This is a genomic window from Brevundimonas sp., assembly GCF_035999125.1.
Taxonomy (GTDB): Bacteria; Pseudomonadota; Alphaproteobacteria; order Caulobacterales; family Caulobacteraceae; genus Brevundimonas.
This window is the reverse complement of sequence record NZ_DASYGX010000016.1, coordinates 139,282-157,067: the sequence shown is the minus strand read 5'-3', so window position 1 is coordinate 157,067 and position 17,786 is coordinate 139,282. Positions and strand designations below refer to the sequence as shown.

Genomic DNA, 17,786 nt, shown 5'->3' with positions numbered 1-17,786 from the left:
CGGGGAAGGCAGGAAGCAAGCCGGCAGACATCAACGCTGAAGATCATACACCCCGGTCACGTCGATCCGGACCGTCAGCTCGCCCGGGGCGACCGAGGTGGCCATGCCGTCGGCGGCCATTTCGGTGCGGGCGTACATCGGCATCGGCGGGCGCGGGACGTAGCCGCCGCCCTCGGTCAGATTGCGGATGCCGCCCAAGGGCACGCCCAGGGCCTGGGCGTACAGCGCCGCCTTTTCCTGCAGCGCGCGCACGGCCAGCACCCGCGCCTCGTTCTCGGCCGCCGACGGATCCTTCAGGCCGAAGCCTATGCCGTCGATCTGGTTGACGCCGGCGGCCACCACGGCGTCCACGACCTGACCGGTGCGTGCCAGATCCTCGACGCGCACGGTGACGCGGTTCGACGCCTGATAGCCGCGCAGGCGCGGCGGGTTGTTCTCGACGTAGTCGTATTGCGCCGACAGGTTCAGGCCCGAGGTCTGGACCAGACGCGGGTCGATGCCGGCGCGGCGCAGAGCGGCGGTGACCTCGGCCATGCGGGCGGCGTTCTGGGCCATGGCCTCTTGCGCCGTCGGGGCCTCGGTGACGACGCCGAAGTTCACCGTCGCCATGTCGGGCGCCACCTTGACCTCGCCATGGGCGGCCAGCGTCAGCGCCGGCCGATCGACCACGGCCTGCACCACGATCGGCGCGCCGCCGCCGCCGGGCTGGGACTGGGCCAGGGCGGCCGGGGCGAAGGTCAGGGCGGCGAGGGCGACGCCGAGCGCCAGGGCTTTTGAAGTCATTTGGAAAGGCTCCGGAGAGAGAGTTTGGACCGACCGCACCTTGGCCGTTCCGGCCTGAACGGGAGCGTCGGGCGCCGGTGCAGGTTCCGTTCATCCGGTGTGCGACCGCCGCCAAATCAGTCCACAGCTCTGTGGATACTCATATGTTCCAGTATTGTTCCGGCGCGCAGAGGTCGAAGAGGTAAAAATCCGTCAACCAATCCCATTGTGACCCATCTGATCCCATGATATCCCATAAACCTTGATCGAGGCAGGGCGGACGCGCGGGGCGCGTTCGAGGGATTTCAGGGCGGACCTTCGGGTCTTTCAGTGGGGCGGGGCGTGTTTCTCTCGACGTTCGAGAAACAATTGGACGGCAAGCGCCGCCTGCTGATCCCGCAGGAGTTCCGCACCGCCGACAACGGCGCCGAGCACCGCGTCTTCTGCTTCCCCTCCATCGAGGCCGACTGCCTGGAGGCGGGGGGCGACCACCTGTTCGCCGTCTACGTCGAGATGATCCAGTCGCTGCCGTTCGGCTCGGCCCAGCGGTCGGCGCTGGAATGGCAGGTGCTGGGCGAGCAGAACCGCCTCGCGTTCGACGGCGGCGGCCGCATCACCCTGCCGGAGAGCCTGGTGGCCGAGGCGGGTCTGGGCGACAGCGTGATGATCGTGGGGCTGGGCGACCGGTTCCAGATCTGGAGCAAGGAGGCCTGGGCCGCCCGCCGTGCCGAACAGCGCAAGGTCGCGCGCGAAGGTCTGGCCGAACTGGGCGCCCTGCGGCTAGCGGCGCAGCTGAAGACGCAGGGCGGCCAATGAGCGCCGCGCCTCATGTTCCTGTCCTGATCGATCAGGTGCTCGACGCGCTGACACCGAAGGCCGGCGACGTGATGGTCGACGCCACCTTCGGCGCCGGCGGCTACACCCGCGCCATCCTGGCGACGGGGGCTGAGGTGATCGGCCTGGACCGCGATCCGACCGTGCGCCCGCACGCGGCAGCCGTGGCCAACGACTTCCCTGGCCGCTTCCGCCTGGTCGAGACGGCCTTCGGCGATCTGGCCGAAGCGGTCGACCAGCCCCTGGACGGCGTCGTTTTCGACATCGGCGTCTCATCGATGCAGCTCGACGAGGCCGGGCGCGGCTTTTCCTTCCTGCGCGACGGGCCGTTGGACATGCGGATGTCGGGGCAAGGCCCGACGGCGGCGGACGTCGTCAATACGTGGGACCATGGGCCGTTGGCGCATGTCCTGAAGCAGTACGGCGAGGAGCGGCAGTCGGGCCGGGTCGCCACGGCCATCCTGCGCCGCCGGACGGAACGCCCCTTCGAGCGCACGCTGGACCTGGCCGAGGTGGTGGAGAAGGCGCTGGGCGGGCGGCGCGGCGCGCCGATCCATCCGGCCACGCGCACCTTTCAGGCCCTGCGCATCGCCGTGAACGACGAGCTGGGCGAGCTGGAGCGCGGACTGGCGGCGGCGGAGGCGCGCCTGAAGCCCGGCGGACGGCTGGCGGTGGTGACCTTCCACTCGTTGGAAGACCGGATCGTGAAAGCCTTTCTGGCCGAGCGCAGCGGCAATGCGCCCGGGGGGTCGCGCCACCTGCCGCAGGCGGCCTCGACCCGTGCGCCGACCTTCACCCTGCTGTTCAAGGGCGCGCGCGAGGGGACGGATGCCGAGATCGCCGCCAATCCCCGCGCCCGCTCGGCCAAGCTGCGCGCCGCCGTCCGCACCGACGCCCCGGCCTGGGGGATGGCCGCATGAAGACGCCCGCCGTCGTCCGCCGACTGTTCGACTGGAAGATCCGCGGCGTCCGCTGGATCGAGATCATCGGCGTGGTCTGCGTCGGCGCCATGCTGTGTTCGGTCTATCTGGTGAAGGCCGGCGCCCAACGCGAGGCGACGCGCATCGCCGAGCTGGAGGCCGAGATCGCCCAGGACCGCCAGCGCGTGCGCCTGCTGCGCGCCGAGGCCGCCCGGCTGGAAAGCCCCGCCCGGCTGGACGCCCTGTCGAAGAGCTTGGGCCTGGCCCCTATCGACGCCGACCAGCGCGTGGAGGAGACCGAGCTGGACGAGGTCGAGCCCGCGCCCGTGCCCGTCCCGGTCGTCGCGCCCGCCGACGAGGCCGCGCCGGCCCTCGTTCCGGTCGAGGGGGCGGCGCAGTGACGGTCACCCCGCATCACCGCCCGGGTCCCGCGCCACGTCTGCCGCGTCCGCCGTCGTGGCGTCGCCTGACTGCCGTCCTCTGGTGGATCGAGCACGCCTTCGAGCGGTCGCGGGCGCAGGCCCGACCGGAGGAGGACACGCGGGTCCGCATCTTCCTGATCCTTGCCGTGTTCGGCGTCGTCTTCGCCTGTCTGGGCCTGCGCGCGGCCTGGTCCGCGCTGGCCGCGCCGGTGCTGGACGGCGCGGGCGGCGGCGTGGAGCGTCAGCTGACGCGCGGCGATCTGGTCGACCGCAACGGCCGGCTGCTGGCCACCAACGTCGTCTTCTGGGGCCTGTACGTCGATCCGGCCGAGGTGTGGGACAAGGACTTCGCCTTCACCCAGATCCGCCGCGCCCTGCCGGAGGTCGACGCCCGCCGCCTGCGTCGCGCGCTGGACGGCGACCGTCGCGTGCTGGTCATGGGCGCCATGACGCCCCAGCAGAAGGCGCGGGTGCACGCCCTGGGCCTGGGCGGGGTCGACTTCGAGCAGGAGGACGGCCGGGTCTATCCGCTGGGCGGATCGGCGCGGCACGTGATCGGGGTGTCGGACGCCTGGGGCAAGGGTCTGACGGGCGCGGAGCTGGCTCTGGACGGCGAGCTGAAACAGGCCGGAATCGACGGCTCGGCCGTGCCCCTGTCGATCGATCTGCGCATCCAGGGCATCGTCGAGAGCGAACTGGCCGCCGCCATGGACCAGACGGGCGCCAAGGCCGGCGTCGCGGTGGTGGCCGACGTCCACACCGGCGAGATCCTGGCCATGGCCAGCTGGCCCTTCGACCAGCCCAAGAATCTGGCGACGTCCGGCCACTACGAGATGGGATCGGTGTTCAAGAGCTTCACCGTGGCGGCGGGCGTCGACCGCGGCCTGGCCGACATGACGACCCTGTTCGACGCGTCCGAGACCTTCATGATCGGCAATCGCGCGATCGACGACTTCCATGCGCAAAACCGGGTCATGACGCTGGAGGACGTCTATCTGAAGTCGTCCAACATCGGCACGTCGCGGCTGGCCGTTCAGGTCGGGCCGGCCGGGATGAGGGACTATTTCACCCGACTGGGCCTGTTGGACGCCGCGCCGCTGGAGCTGAAGGAGTCCGCCGCGCCGGTCCTGCCGCGCGAGTGGTCGGATTCGACGCTGGCGTCGCTGTCGTTCGGCTACGGCATCATGGTGACGCCGGTTCAGGCGGTGACCGCCATGTTGCCCCTGACCAACGGCGGGTTCCACGTGCCGCTGTCGATCCGCAAGGGCGGGGCGGGGGCCGAGCCGCGTCGGGTGCTGCAGGCGTCGACGTCGATCCTGCTGCTGGACCTGATGCGGCGCAACGTCGTGCGGGGATCGGGCGGCGCCGCCGACGCGCCGGGCCTGCGCGTCGGGGGCAAGACCGGCTCGGCCAACAAATGGACCGGGACGCGCTACGATCCCGCCCTCGGCATCGGCAGTTTCGCCGCCGTCTTCCCCACCGACGGGCCGCTGGACGGCCCCCGCTACGCCATCTTCGTGCTGGTGGACGAGCCGTCGGCCGGGTCACGGCTGGGCGGCGCGGTGGCGGCGCCGGCGGTGGGCCGCATCGCCGACCGCATCGCGCCGCTGGTGGGCGTGGAGCGCCGCGCCGACCGCTGGCGCACCGCCGACGGCGAGAAGATCCCGACGCTCGCAGACATGGAGCGCGACCTGGGATGAGCGCGCTGCGTCTGTCCGACATCCTGCGCCGAGACGTGCCCGCCGACCCGGTCATCACCGGGGTGACGGCCGACAGCCGGCGCGTGGACGCCGGATCGCTGTTCGTGGCGCTGCCGGGCACGGCGGCGGACGGTCGAGCCTTCATTCCGCAGGCGCTGGCCAAGGGGGCTGCGGCCGTGCTGGCGCCGTCCGGCACGCCGAAGGAAGCCGCGCCGGTGCTGGTCACCTCGGCCGACGTGCGTCGCGCCTATGCGCTGGCGGCCCGTGGCTTCTACGGCGCCCAGCCTAAGACCTGCGTCGCCGTGACGGGCACCAACGGCAAGACCTCGGTCGCCGCCTTCTGCCGCCAGATCTGGGCCACCTTGGGCCACGCCTCGGCCAGCATGGGCACGCTCGGCACGGTGATGCAGACGGGCGCGGGCGTCGAGACCCTGACGCCTCCCGGTCTGACCAGCCCCGACGCCGGCGACGCGGCGCGCCTGACGGCGGAGCTGGCCGGGCGAGGCGTGACCCATCTGGCGCTGGAAGCCAGCAGCCACGGCATCGACCAGCGCCGTATCGACGGCATCCGGCTGACGGCCGCCGGCTTCACCAACCTGAGCCAGGACCATCTCGACTACCACGGCGACATGGAGGCCTATCGCGCCGCCAAGCTGAGGCTGTTCGAGACCCTGCTGCCGCGCGGGCGGACCGCGGTGCTGAACGCCGACTCGGACGCCTATTCCCGCTTCGCCGCGGCCGGCCTGATGTCGGGTCTGGGCATCTACGGCGTGGGCCAGCGCGGCCGCGACCTCACCCTGATCGGACGCGAGGCCGTGCCTGAGGGGCAGCGGCTGACGATCGACGCCGGGGGCGTGACGCGTGAAGTGCTGCTGCCGCTGGCCGGCGCCTTCCAGGCCTCGAACGCCTTGGTGGCGGCGGGCCTGTGCGTGGCTTCCGGCTCGAAGGTGGAGGACGTGCTGGCGGCGCTGGAGACGATCCAGGGCGCCGAGGGCCGGCTGCAGCGCGTGGCCGGACCGGCGGGCGGGCCCGAGGTCTACGTCGACTACGCCCACACGCCCGACGGGCTGGAGACGGTGCTGACGGCGCTGCGCCCCCATGCGCGCGGGCGGCTGATCGTCGTCTTCGGGGCGGGCGGCGATCGGGACAAGGGCAAGCGCCCCCTGATGGGCGAGGTCGCGGCGCGGCTGGCCGACGTGGCGGTGGTCACCGACGACAATCCCCGCTCGGAAGACCCGGCCGCGATCCGCGCGGAGGTGCTGAAGGGCGCGGTCGGCGCCGAGGAAGTCGGCGACCGGCGCAAGGCCATCTTTCACGCCGTTGAAATGGGCCGCGCGGGGGATGTGGTCGTCGTCGCCGGAAAGGGGCATGAGAGGGGTCAGATCGTGGGTTCCACGACTCATCCCTTCGACGACGTCGCCGTCGCAGCCGAGGCCCTGAGGGAAGCGCATGCGTGAGTTCGCCGTCATCTCCTTCCCCCCTTGCGGGGGAAGGTGGCTCGCGGAGCGAGACGGATGGGGGGTGAAACGCGGTCGGAGCCGGTCGGCTCGCCTTTCGCCCAACAGGCCGTCGTTGGCAGCCACCCCATCCGTCAGGCTCCGCCTGCCACCTTCCCCGGCGAGCGGGGAAGGGTGATGGCCGTTCTGTGGACCGCCACGGAGATCGCGCTGGCGACCGGCGGACGGATCGAGGGCGGGGCGTTCGAAGCGACCGGCGTGACCTTCAACAGCAAGGAGGTCGAACCCGGCGACCTGTTCGTGGCGCTCCGCGGCGTGCGCGACGGGCACGAGTTCGCGGGGAGCGCCTTCGCGGTGGGCGCGGCGGGCGCGCTGGTCGAGCGGCCGGTCGACGGCAGGCCCTGCATCGTCGTCGATGACGCGCTCAAGGCGCTGGAGCGGCTGGGCGCGGCGGCGCGCGACCGGGCGCCTCAGGTCCGACGTGGCGCGGTGACCGGCAGCGTCGGCAAGACCAGCGTGACCCAGGCGATCAAGGCGGGTCTCGATCTGGCGGGGCCGGCGCACGGCTCGGTGAAGAGCTTCAACAACCACATCGGCGTGCCGCTGACGCTGGCCCGCATGCCCGCGAGGGTGCAGCGCGCCGTCTTCGAGATCGGCATGAACGCGCCGGGCGAGATCGGCCCGCTGGCCCGTATTGTCCAGCCGCACGCCGCCTGCGTGACCACTGTCGGTCCCGTCCACATCGAGGCCTTCGACGACGGCGAGGCCGGGGTGGCGCGCGAGAAGGCGGCGATCTTCGAAGGCCTGGGCCCGGGCGGCACGGCGGTGATCAACGCCGACAACGCCTGGCTGGAGGTCCTGCGCGGCGCTGCGCTGCGCAAGGGCGCGCGGGTGCTGACCTTCGGCACGTCGCAGGACGACGCCGCGCGCCTGATCGACTTCACGCCCGACGCCGACGGCGCCCGGGTCGAGGCGACCGTGCTGGGCCGCGACCACGTCTTCCGCCTCAGACAGTCCGGCTTCCACTGGGGACTCAACAGTCTGGCAGTGCTGCTGATGCTGGACGCCCTGGACGTGCCGGTGGACGTCGGGCTGGAGGCGCTGGCGAACTTCTCGCCGCTGGCCGGCCGCGGCCAAGTGCGGACCGTGCGCCTGCCGCGCGGCGCCTTCACCCTGATCGACGAGAGCTACAACGCCAATCCGCTGTCGATGAAGGCCGGCTTCGCCAGTCTGGGCGCGCGAGCGGTGGAGCCGGGCGGCCGGCGCATCGTCATGCTGACCGACATGCTGGAACTGGGCGGCCAGTCGCGGGCCCTGCATGCCGGCCTGGCCGAGGCGATCGAGGCGGCGGGCCTGGACGTGGTGCACACCGCCGGGCCGGCGATGCGGGCCCTGCACGAGGCGATCGCGCCCGAGCGGCGCGGCGAATGGCGCGAGACCGCCGCGGATCTGGCCGACGCGGTCGGCGATCTGGTCGCGCCGCGCGACGTGGTGATGGTCAAGGGATCGAACGGGTCGAAGGCGTCGCAGATCGCGCGCGCCCTGGCGGATCTGGATCGGACGGATGAGGGGGCCGCCTGATGTTCTACCTGCTGTATCTCTATTACGCCGACGTGGCGCAGGATTATCCGCTGCTGAACCTGGTCCAGTACCAGACGGTGCGCGTGGCCTTGGCCATGGCGACGGCCATGATCGTGGCGGTGGCCATGGGCAGTCGCTTCATCAGCTGGATGCGCCAGAAGCAGGGCAAGGGCCAGCCGATCCGCGACGACGGCCCGGTCAGCCACCTGTCCAAGGTCGGCACCCCGACCATGGGCGGTCTGATGATCCTGGCGGGCATCGCCGTGGCGGTGTTCCTGTGGGGCGACCTGACCAATCCGTACATCTGGATCGTGTCGCTGGTGACCGCCGCCTTCGCCGTGCTGGGCTTCATCGACGACTACGCCAAAGTCACCAAACAGACCTCGGCCGGGCTGACGTCGAAGCAAAAGCTGTTCTGGCAGGTCATCGTGGCGGTGGTCGCCGGCGTGCTGACGGTGCTGTGGATGACGGTGTCCCCCACCTCGCCAGGTCTGGAGACGTCGATCGCCTTCCCCTTCTTCAAGGACGTGCTGCTGAACGTCGGCTGGTTCTACGTGGCCTTCGCGGCCTTCACGATCGTGGGCTTCTCCAACGCCGTGAACCTGACCGACGGGCTGGACGGCCTGGCCATCGTGCCGGTGATGATGGCGTCCGCGGCGTTCGGCGTGATCGCCTATCTGACCGGCAACTTCGTCTTTTCCGACTATCTGGGCGTCCACCATGTGCCGGGCGCAGGCGAGCTGGCGGTGTTCCTGGCGGCCATCATCGGCGGGGGGACGGGATTCCTGTGGTACAACGCCCCGCCGGCCAAGATCTTCATGGGCGACACCGGCTCGCTGGCGCTGGGCGGCGCGCTGGGCGCCGTGGCTGTGATGACCAAGCACGAGCTGGTGCTGGGCATCGTCGGCGGCCTGTTCGTGCTGGAGGCCGCCTCGGTGATGATCCAGGTCGGCTACTTCAAGGCGACCAAGAAGCGGGTCTTCCTCATGGCGCCGATCCACCATCACTTTGAAAAGATGGGCTGGCCGGAATCCACGGTGGTCATCCGCTTCTGGATCGTGTCGGCCATGCTGGCGCTGGCGGGCCTGGCGACGCTGAAGCTGCGCTGAGATGATCGCGGTCCCGGGCTTCGAGGGGCGGCGCGTCGCGGTCTTCGGCCTGGGTCGGTCGGGGCTGACGGCGGCCCGCGCGCTGAAGGCGGGGGGCGCCGAACCGGTCCTGTGGGACGACGGCATCTCCAGCCGCATGCAGGCCGAGGCCGAGGGGTTCGCCGTCGAAGACCTGACGACCGCCGACTGGTCGCAGTTCGCGGCGCTCGTGCTGTCCCCCGGCGTGCCGCTGACGCATCCCAAGCCGCACTGGACGGTCGACAAGGCCAAGGCCGCGGGCGTCGAGATCGTCGGCGACGTGGAGCTGTTCGCGCGGGCGATCGCGGCGCTGCCGGAGGGGGAGCGGCCAGCCGTCATCGCGATTACCGGCACCAACGGAAAATCCACGACCACGGCCCTGATTGGCTGGGTGCTGAAACAGGCGGGATGGACCGTCCACGTCGGCGGCAACATCGGCATCGGCGTCCTCGCCTTGCCCGCTCCGACTGCAGGGGCGACCTACGTTATCGAAGTCTCCAGCTATCAACTGGATCTGACGACCTCATTCGCGCCAACCGTCGCGATCCTAACGAACATCAGTCCGGACCACTTGGACCGCCATGGCGGCATGGAGGGCTACGTCGCCGCAAAGGCGCGTATGTTCAATCAAGCGTGGCTCTCGCTGGTGGGCGTCGACGATCAGTGGGGCCGGTCCATCGCGACGTCTCTGGCCGCGGAGGGGCGTGAAGTCCGGGAAATCGTGACCTTTGACAGCGAAGTGGAGTTGCAGCCTGGGGACCAATACGAGGAGGATCATCCCAGCCACTGGGTTCCCGGCGGCCGCGTGGAAGCCATGGGTCGGAAGATCGTCTTCGACCATATCGAGCTGGTCGACCTGACGCCCGCCATTTCGCTGCCGGGGCGGCACAACGCGCAGAACGCTGCGTTCGCCTTCATGGCGGCGCGAAATCTCGGGCTGGAACATGAAGCAGTCATCGAAGGGCTCCTCACCTTTCCAGGCCTCGCCCACCGCATGGAAACCGTCGGCCGTCTCGGCAAAGTGTCCTTCGTCAACGACTCCAAGGCCACCAACGCCGACGCGGCGCGGCAGGCGCTCTCATCTTACGACCGGGTCTTCTGGATCGCTGGCGGCCGGGCCAAGGCGGGCGGCATCGACGACCTCGACGACCTGTTCCCCCGCGTGCAGGAGGCCTTCCTGATCGGCGAGGCGGCGGGCCCCTTCGCCGCCGCGCTGGGCGACACGCCGCACCGGATCAGCGGCGACATGGCGACCGCCGTCGGTCAGGCCTACCACGCGGCCGCCGCGACCGGGCGCGACGAGGTGGTGCTGCTCAGCCCCGCCGCCGCCAGCTTCGACCAGTTCCCCGATTTCGAGGCGCGGGGAGAGGCGTTCCGCGCCGCGGTGCTTAACCTCGGGGCCACACCTTTCGGACATGGTTGACCAATCATGACCAGCCAGGCCTACACGCCCGCCTTTTCCAGGTCCGACCAGAGCGCCGTCGCCAAATGGTTCTGGACGGTGGATCGCGGCCTGCTGGGCGCGGCGCTGGCGCTGATGGCCGTCGGGGTGTCGCTGTCGTTCGCCTCCAGCCCGGCGGCGATTTTGGCCGAGGACGGGATCACCGACCCCTTCCACTATTCGATCCGGATGATCGTCTTCGTCGCTTTGGGCCTGGGCGCCATGCTGACCACCTCGCTGCTCAGCCCGCGGGGCGTGCGGCGGATCGCCGTGCTGGCTCTGCTGGGCGCGATCGGGGTGATGATCCTGCTGCCGTTCATCGGGCACGAGGCCAAGGGCGCGGCGCGGTGGATCAACATCGGCCCCTTCGGCCTGCAGCCCTCGGAGTTCGCCAAGCCGGCCATCATCGTCTTCTCCGCCTGGATGTTCGCCGAGGCGCAGAAGGGGCAGGGGGTGCCGGGCGTGACCATCGCCTTCGTCGCCTACGCCCTGACCGTGGGGCTGTTGCTGCTGCAGCCGGACATCGGCCAGACCCTGCTGATCACGACGACCTTCATGGCCGTGTTCTTCATGGCCGGGGTGCCTTTCAAGTGGATGGCGGCGCTGGGCGGCATGGTGCTGGCGGGGGTGTTCGGCCTGTATTTCGCCTTCGACCACGTGCGGGCGCGGGTGGCCAAGTTCGTTTCGCCGGGCGTGGAGGACACCCACCAGATCGACCGGGCGTCGGAGGCCATCCGCGCCGGCGGCTTGGTCGGGCGCGGCGTGGGCGAGGGCGTCATGAAGCGCCACGTGCCCGACCTGCACACCGACTTCATCTACTCCGTCGGCGCCGAGGAGTTCGGCCTGATGCTGTCGCTGCTGATCATCGGTCTGTACGCCTTCATCGTCGTGCGGGGGCTCAGCCGGGCGCTGCGGCTGCGCGACCCCTACGAGCAGACGGCGGCGGCGGGCTTGTTCATGCTGATCGGGCTGCAGGCCTGCATCAACGTGGCGGTGAACCTGAACGTCATCCCGACCAAGGGCATGACCCTGCCCTTCATAAGCTACGGCGGCTCGTCCATGCTGGCCATGGGCCTGACCATGGGCCTGGCGCTGGCGCTGACCCGCAAACGGCCGGGGGCGTATGAGCCGGGGCCGATGCAGTGGCCGTGGGACGAGATGACCAAGCGGATGCGCCGGGCATGAGCCGCACCTGCGTCGTCGCCGCCGGGGGCACCGGCGGCCATATGTTCCCGGCCGAGGCGTTGGCGCGCGAGATGTCCGCGCGGGGCTGGCGCGTCATCCTGGCCACCGACCATCGCGGCGAGAAGTTCGCGCATGGCTTCCCCGCCGACGACCGGCTGTTCCTGGACGCGGCGACCGGGCGGGGGCCGGTGGGTTTGATGAAGGCGGGGCTGGCGATCCTGAGAGGCGCCCGTCAAGCGCGGACGGCCTTCCGTGAAGCCGAGGCACGGGTGGTCGTCGGCTTCGGCGGCTATCCATCGGCGCCGGCGCTGATCGCCGCCCTCATGGATCGAAGGCCGACCGTGATCCATGAGCAAAACGCGGTGCTGGGGCGCACCAACCGCATGCTGGCCGAGCGGGTGAACGCGGTGGCCTCGACCTTTTCGATCAGAGGACGTGCGGGGGTGCATGTCGTCGGCAGTCCCGTGCGGCCGGAGATCCGACCTCTTTTCGACCGCGCCTATTCTCCGCCGACGGGCGACGCTCCGATCCGCGTTCTGGTGACGGGGGGCAGCCAAGGCGCGCGGCTGCTGTCCGAGGCCGTGCCGCACGCCCTGGCAGCCCTTCCTGCGACGCTGAGGTCGCGGCTGGAGGTCTTCCAACAGTCGAGAACCGAGAGCCTGGAGGCGGCGCGGCAGGTCTATCTTGAGGCGGGGATCAAGGCCGAGGTCGCGCCCTTCTTCCGGGACATGGCAGCACTGCTGGCCACTACGCACCTTCTGATCGGTCGCGCCGGCGCCTCGACGTGCGCCGAACTGGCGGTCGCGGCCATGCCCTCCGTTTTGATTCCCTTGGCCATCGCCACCGACGACCACCAGACGCTGAACGCCCGATCTCTCGTGGACGTGGGCGCAGCCGTCAGCCTGCCGGAAGGACAAGCGACGCCGAGACGGCTGACCTCGATCCTGGAGGACATTCTCGGCGACCCGTCGCGCCTGACCGCCATGTCGGCGGGGGCACGGTCGGTCGCCATACCGGACGCGGCGGCCCGCTTGGCCGATCTGGTGGAGGCGACTGCGGCGGCCTGAACCTCAGCGTTCGGTCAGAACTTCGTCCAGGCAGGCGTCGATGCCCGGCCCGTGCGAGCGGACGCGGTCGTCCCGCGCCGCGCCGGACAGGCTGGCGATGGCGTCTTCAAGGCCGACCGACTCGATCGCGGCGTCCTCTACGACCTGATCCTGGGTTTTGCCCTTCGCCTCGCCCAGCGGGGTGGCGCGGACCAGCATGACGCCGACGGCGGATTCCAGCGCCTCCTTCAGTTCGGCGTCCTGGGTGTCGGCGGCGACCTGGAAAAACAGGGCGGCGCAAGAGACGTAGTTCTCGTACGTCAGCGGATCCTGCGCCAGCGCGGAGGCGGGCGGGGGTCCGAAGGCGAGTGCGGAGGCCAGGGCGGCGGCCGTCAGGGACATGTCGATCGTTCCCGTCTTCGGTCAGGCCAGGACGGCGTCGATGCAGGCCACCATGCCGGGGCCCCAGTTGACGATGACGCCGGCCTTGGCATCGGCGTCCGAGGCGGCATCGATCCGCATCATCATGTCGTCGGCTTGGATGGCCGCCTGCTCGATGATCTGATCCTGAGTCAGGCCGGAGTTCATGCCCTCCGCGCGAGTGATCATCTCAACCATGCCCATTTCGAAGGCCTCGACCTCCTCCGGCACGGTCAACTGCTTGGACTGGACGAAGAACATGGCGGCGCAGCTGACGGTCTGGTCGAACGTCAGTGGATCCTGCACGGCAGCGAGCGGGGCGGGCGCCGACAGCGCGGCGGCGGCGAGGGCGGCGAGGATCATGGTCGTCTCTTTCGATGATGCGGGCCCTTGGGGCGTCTGACGCCACCATGGCGCCTTGGTGAGCTTCTGCCCAGCAGCGTGGCTGTTGAGACGCGCCGACTGTGTCTTCGCCGTCGCGCTCCTGAAGACCCGCATACCCGTACCGCGTCGCGACCGACACTGATCTGATCTGACGACGATCCGTTAACCGCGTCCGGGAACCCGACCTTCAGCGCCGCGTGGCAGGGTTCGGCCATGTTTGAGGAAACTCTCGCCCTCACCGTCGCCGCCGCGGCTCCGGATCGTCGCCGCCGGGCGCGCACGCCGCATCGTCAGGAACGGCGGCCAGAGGAGCGCGTCGCCATCCTGGGCGAGGCCATGGACTTGGTCCGACCTGAAGAGGTCATGCTGTGGCTGCGCCGTTGGATCCAGGAAGGGCGCAAGGCGGTCGTCGCCAACCACAACCTGCACAGCCTGGCCCTGGTGCGGTCCAGGCCCGAGCTTCGCCGCTTCTATGGGCGCGCGGACTTGATCGAGGTGGATTCCCGCCCCCTGCTGGCCTTTGCGCGCCTGCTGAAGCTGTCGGCCCGGCCGATGCACCGGTGCACCTATCTGGACTGGCGCGACCATTTCTGGAGCCTGGCCGACCGCGAGGGTTGGCGGGTCTTCTATCTGGGCGGCGCACCCGGCGTGGCGGAAGAGGCGGCGCAGAGGATCGGCAGGCGGCGTCCCCGCGCGCGTATCTGGACCCGTCACGGCCATTTCGATGCGACCGCGGGATCGGCCGACAATGCGGAGATCCTGCGCGAGATCGCGGCGTTCAAACCGAACGTGCTGATGGTCGGAATGGGCATGCCGCGCCAGGAGCTGTGGATCGCCGACCACCTCGACGCCTTGCCGGACTGCGTGGTGCTGAACGTCGGCGCGGCCTTCGACTATGAGGCGGGGGTGCAGAAGGCCGCCCCGCGCTGGATGGGGCGGCTGGGGCTGGAATGGCTGTTCCGCCTGGTCGCCGATCCGAAGCGACTGTTTCACCGATATGTGGTTGAGCCGTGGGCGCTGGCGGGGCCGGCGCTGGCTGACGTGCGTCGGGCGCTGGGGCGCTAGGCTACAAGCGTCTCGGCCTGTTTCAGGTCGACGCCCACAAGCTGGCTGACTCCCCGCTCGGGCATGGTGACGCCGTACAGGCGATCCATGCGGCTCATGGTCACCGGGTTGTGGGTGATGACGATGAAGCGGGTGTCGGTCCGTTTCCGCATCTCGTTCAGCATGCGGCAGAAGCGATCGACGTTGGCGTCGTCCAGCGGGGCGTCGACCTCGTCCAGCACGCATACGGGCGCCGGATTGGCCAGGAAGACGGCGAAGATCAGGGCCGCCGCCGTCAGGGCCTGCTCGCCGCCCGACATTAGGCTCATGACCGCCAGACGCTTGCCCGGCGGGCAGGCGAAGATCTCCAGCCCCGCCTCCAGCGGATCGTCGCTTTCGACCAGCTTCAGCTCGGCCTGACCGCCGTCGAACAGGGCCTCGAACAGGGTCTTGAAGTTCTCGTTGATGACGTCGAAAGCGGCCAGCAGGCGCTCGCGCCCCTCGGCGTTCAGCTCGTCGATGCCGTCGCGCAGCTTGGCGATGGCTTGGGTCAGGTCGGCGCGTTCGCCGCGCATGGTCTGCAGCCGGTCCTCGCTCTCTCGCGCCTCCTCCTCGGCCAGCAGGTTGACCGCGCCCAACGCCTCGCGCTCCCGCTCCAGACCGTACAGCAGGCTCTCCGCCCCGGCGGCGTCGGGCGGGCGGGCCACCGCCTCGTCGGTCAGCTTCTGGCCCAGCTCTTCCGGCGACGTCTGGGCCGTTTCGTGCACCTTCTGGTCGGCCTCGGCCAGGCGGGCGGCTGCGGCCTCGGCATGGGCGGCCAGACCGGCGCGGACCTCGCGCGCCTTGCCGGCTTCGGCCTCGGCGGCACGGGCGGCGCGATCCGCCTCTTGGGCCGCGCCCTCGGCCACGGACAGGGCGTCGGCGGCGGCCTTGCGGCGCGTTTCGGCCGAGGTCAGTGCGTCCATCAGGCCCGCCCGCTTCTGGGCCAAGGCCTCCGGCGCCGCGCGGGCGGTCTCCAGCAGCGACAGGGCGCGGGCGGCGTCGGCCTCCAGCGCCTTGATCCGCCCCGCGCCGTCCTTGGACCGGGCGGCCCAGCCGTCGCGGGCGCGCTCCAGGCCCGTCAGGCGTTGCTCGCGCGAGGCATGGTCGCGGGCCTCCGCGTCGCGCGCGGCGCGCGCGGCGGACGCCGCCTGCCGCGCGGCCTCGGCGGCGGTCCGGGCCTCGGCGAGTTCGGCGCGCAGGGCGTCCAGCGTCTCGGAGGGGGCATCGCCCGATCGCGCGGCCGCCAATGCGGCCTCCGCCTCGGCCAGTTCTGCCTCCAGTCGAGCGGTCGTCTCCGTCAGGGCTTGGGCGCGGGCCTCGCGGCGGGCCTGGTCGCGGTTCAGGCTCTCGGCGCGATCGCGCGCGGCGGCCAGCGCCTTGTCGGCAACGAAAGGCGCCTGGCGCACGGTCTTCAGCTCTTCCTCGGCTGCGCGGAAGGCGTCGGCCGCAGCCCTGAGCTCGGCCTGAAGGGTTTCCAGCGCCGGCTTGCCCGCGTCGATCTCGGCTTCCAGCTCCGACAGACGGGTGCGCTGGGCCAGACGGACGGCGGCGGGGCGCGGCGCCTCGGCGCGGGCGACGAAGCCGTCCCAGCGGAAGAGGTCGCCCTCGCGCGTGACCAGCCGGGCGCCGACGGGCAGGGACTTCGCCAGCGCGGCCGCTTCGCTCGTGTCGGCCACGCCGCACAGGGCCAGCCGGGCCGCGAGTTGCGGCGGGGCCGTCACGTGCTTCGCCAGCGGCTCGACGCCGGCGGGCCAGACGGGCGCCGTCGGCTCGGCTCCGGCCCAGTGGACGGCGGCCTTCGGGTCCAGCGCGGCGTCCAGATCGTCGCCCAGCACGGCGGCCAGGGCGGCCTCATAGCCCTTGTCGGCCGTGACCTGATCCAGCGCCGGGGCGTGGTCTCGCCGGGCGGAGGTCAGCAACTGCGCCAGGCCGCGCGCCTCCGTCTGCAGGCGGCCCAGCCGGTCCTCGGCCGCGCGGGCGGCAGTACGCGCCTCCTGCTCGGCCCGGGCCAGGTCGCCGCGCCGAGCCTCGGCGGCCTCCACGGCGGCGCGGGCAGCGGTCAGCTCGGCCTGGGCGGTCCCGACGGCGGCGCGGGCCTCGGCCAATTCCGGCGTCTCCAGCGGGCCCAAAGCCTCCTGCTCGCGCGTCGTTTGCTCCAACTGGCCGCGCACCCGGGCCACCCGCGCCTCGGCGTCGCGCAGGCGGGCGGTCTCTGCGGCGACCCGCGCCTCGGTGGCGGCGACGGCCCCGGCGCGGCGCTCGACCTGGGCGTCTGCCTCGGCGCGGGCGCTTTCGGCTTGCGACAGAGCGGCTTCCAGCTCCGGCCCCCGCTGCGGTGCGGCGGCGATTTCGGCCTTCAGGGCGCTCAGCGTCTCGTCCAGCCGCGCCAGCTCGGCCTGCGCGTCGCGGGCCAGGCCTTCCTCCCGCTCCACGTCGGCCGCGATGCGGGCGCGCTCGGACGTCAGCCGATCGATCTCCGCCTTCGCCGCCTGCTCGGCCATGTCCAGCCGGTCGCGTTCCAGCGTCGCGCGGTGCAGGAGCGCCGCCGCCACCGCGTCCTCCTCCCGCGCCGGCTTCATTGCCTCCTGCGCGTTCAGCGCGGCCGTCTGGGCCCGAACCGTAGCCGACGCCGTCTCGGCTACGGCTCGGTCCGCCTGGCCCAGATCCTCGCGCGCCTGCTCGTCGGCCAGACGGGCGTCGTTCCAGCGCACCCAGACCAAGGCGGACTGCAGGGCGCGGATCTCGGCGCTGATCTTCTTGTATTTCTCCGCCTGCCGCGCCTCGCGCTTCAGCCGGGACAGATTCCCCTCGATCTCGCGGCCGATGTCCTCCAGTCGCTCGAGGTTGGTCTCGGCCGCGCGCAGCCTCAGCTCCGCCTCGTGCCGGCGGGTGTGCAGACCGGCCACGCCGCCGGCCTCCTCCAGAATGCGGCGGCGGTTCTGCGGCTTGGCGGCGATCAGCTCGCTGATCTGGCCCTGACGGACCAGCGCCGGAGAGTTCGCCCCGGTCGAGGCGTCGGCGAACAGCAGCTGGACGTCGCGCGCCCGAACCTCCTTGCCGTTGATGCGATAGGTCGAGCCCTGGCCGCGGTCGATGCGACGCGACACCTCGATCACCGCGCTGTCGGTGAAGGGCTGGGGCGCCTTTCGCTGGGCGTTGTCGATGGTCAGCTGGACCTCGGCCCAGTTCCGCGCCGGGCGGTCGCTGGCCCCAGCGAAGATCACGTCCTCCATGCCCTGGCCGCGCATGGCCTTGGCGGAGTTGGCGCCCATGACCCAGCGCATGGATTCCAGCACGTTGGACTTGCCGCAGCCGTTGGGCCCGACGATGCCGGTCAGCCCGGGCTCGATGAAGACCTCCGTCGGATCGACGAAGGACTTGAAGCCGACGAGCCGGAGGCGCTGGAACTGCATCGGGTCTG

At 71.0% G+C, this 17,786-nt stretch carries 15 protein-coding genes; 11 read left to right on the top strand and 4 right to left on the bottom strand.

What is annotated here, in order from left to right; all coding sequences use genetic code 11:
* Nucleotides 1-30: 30 nt before the first annotated feature.
* The gene (locus VGN45_RS13855; protein WP_327463469.1) at nucleotides 31-783 is read right to left on the bottom strand and encodes an SIMPL domain-containing protein; all 753 of its coding nucleotides are present in this window, start codon (nucleotides 781-783) and stop codon (nucleotides 31-33) included.
* Nucleotides 784-1,104: 321 nt separating this feature from the next.
* Between VGN45_RS13855 and VGN45_RS13850 the strand changes: the two genes are divergently transcribed.
* The 10 genes from VGN45_RS13850 (at nucleotide 1,105) to murG (ending at nucleotide 12,496) form a co-directional block, all read left to right on the top strand.
* Entirely contained in the window at nucleotides 1,105-1,578 is a 474-nt protein-coding gene (locus VGN45_RS13850) for a division/cell wall cluster transcriptional repressor MraZ (RefSeq protein ID WP_327463467.1), read from the top strand.
* Nucleotides 1,575-2,516 (top strand): 16S rRNA (cytosine(1402)-N(4))-methyltransferase RsmH, encoded by a 942-nt coding sequence (rsmH, locus tag VGN45_RS13845; RefSeq protein ID WP_327463465.1) that lies wholly within the window; start codon nucleotides 1,575-1,577, stop codon nucleotides 2,514-2,516. The genes VGN45_RS13850 and rsmH overlap by 4 nt, the downstream gene beginning before the upstream one ends.
* Nucleotides 2,513-2,917, top strand: coding sequence for a cell division protein FtsL (gene ftsL / locus VGN45_RS13840; RefSeq protein WP_327463463.1), 405 nt, complete (start codon nucleotides 2,513-2,515; stop codon nucleotides 2,915-2,917). Before rsmH ends, ftsL begins: the two co-directional genes overlap by 4 nt.
* Nucleotides 2,914-4,638, top strand: coding sequence for a penicillin-binding protein 2 (locus VGN45_RS13835; protein WP_327463461.1), 1,725 nt, complete (start codon nucleotides 2,914-2,916; stop codon nucleotides 4,636-4,638). The genes ftsL and VGN45_RS13835 overlap by 4 nt, the downstream gene beginning before the upstream one ends.
* The gene (locus tag VGN45_RS13830) at nucleotides 4,635-6,095 is read left to right on the top strand and encodes a UDP-N-acetylmuramoyl-L-alanyl-D-glutamate--2,6-diaminopimelate ligase (RefSeq protein ID WP_327463459.1); all 1,461 of its coding nucleotides are present in this window, start codon (nucleotides 4,635-4,637) and stop codon (nucleotides 6,093-6,095) included. The genes VGN45_RS13835 and VGN45_RS13830 overlap by 4 nt, the downstream gene beginning before the upstream one ends.
* A 177-nt stretch (nucleotides 6,096-6,272) precedes the next feature.
* On the top strand, nucleotides 6,273-7,676 hold the full coding sequence (locus tag VGN45_RS13825; protein WP_414643435.1) for a UDP-N-acetylmuramoyl-tripeptide--D-alanyl-D-alanine ligase: 1,404 nt from the start codon (nucleotides 6,273-6,275) through the stop codon (nucleotides 7,674-7,676).
* Complete coding sequence (gene mraY / locus VGN45_RS13820; RefSeq protein ID WP_327463455.1) at nucleotides 7,676-8,785, top strand: phospho-N-acetylmuramoyl-pentapeptide-transferase; 1,110 nt, start codon at nucleotides 7,676-7,678, stop codon at nucleotides 8,783-8,785. The genes VGN45_RS13825 and mraY overlap by 1 nt, the downstream gene beginning before the upstream one ends.
* A 1-nt stretch (nucleotide 8,786) precedes the next feature.
* Nucleotides 8,787-10,226, top strand: coding sequence for a UDP-N-acetylmuramoyl-L-alanine--D-glutamate ligase (gene murD / locus VGN45_RS13815; protein ID WP_327463453.1), 1,440 nt, complete (start codon nucleotides 8,787-8,789; stop codon nucleotides 10,224-10,226).
* Nucleotides 10,227-10,232: 6 nt separating this feature from the next.
* Complete coding sequence (locus VGN45_RS13810; RefSeq protein WP_327463451.1) at nucleotides 10,233-11,429, top strand: putative peptidoglycan glycosyltransferase FtsW; 1,197 nt, start codon at nucleotides 10,233-10,235, stop codon at nucleotides 11,427-11,429.
* Entirely contained in the window at nucleotides 11,426-12,496 is a 1,071-nt protein-coding gene (gene murG / locus VGN45_RS13805; protein ID WP_327463449.1) for an undecaprenyldiphospho-muramoylpentapeptide beta-N-acetylglucosaminyltransferase, read from the top strand. Before VGN45_RS13810 ends, murG begins: the two co-directional genes overlap by 4 nt.
* A gap of 3 nt (nucleotides 12,497-12,499) precedes the next feature.
* On the opposite strand, the gene VGN45_RS13800 is transcribed toward murG, so the two are convergent.
* Nucleotides 12,500-12,877 carry a hypothetical protein gene (locus VGN45_RS13800; RefSeq protein WP_327463447.1) on the bottom strand — a complete coding sequence of 126 codons (378 nt, stop codon included), beginning with the start codon at nucleotides 12,875-12,877 and terminating at the stop codon, nucleotides 12,500-12,502.
* 21 nt (nucleotides 12,878-12,898) lie between these two features.
* A complete protein-coding gene (locus tag VGN45_RS13795) occupies nucleotides 12,899-13,258 on the bottom strand; it encodes a hypothetical protein (protein WP_327463445.1) in 360 nt (119 codons plus the stop codon).
* A 234-nt stretch (nucleotides 13,259-13,492) separates the two neighbouring features.
* Between VGN45_RS13795 and VGN45_RS13790 the strand changes: the two genes are divergently transcribed.
* Nucleotides 13,493-14,344, top strand: coding sequence for a WecB/TagA/CpsF family glycosyltransferase (locus tag VGN45_RS13790; RefSeq protein ID WP_327463444.1), 852 nt, complete (start codon nucleotides 13,493-13,495; stop codon nucleotides 14,342-14,344).
* Here VGN45_RS13790 and smc read toward each other — a convergent pair.
* Nucleotides 14,341-17,778, bottom strand: a complete 3,438-nt coding sequence (gene smc / locus VGN45_RS13785; RefSeq protein ID WP_327463442.1) for a chromosome segregation protein SMC — start codon at nucleotides 17,776-17,778, stop codon at nucleotides 14,341-14,343. The genes VGN45_RS13790 and smc overlap by 4 nt on opposite strands.
* Nucleotides 17,779-17,786 lie beyond the last annotated feature (8 nt).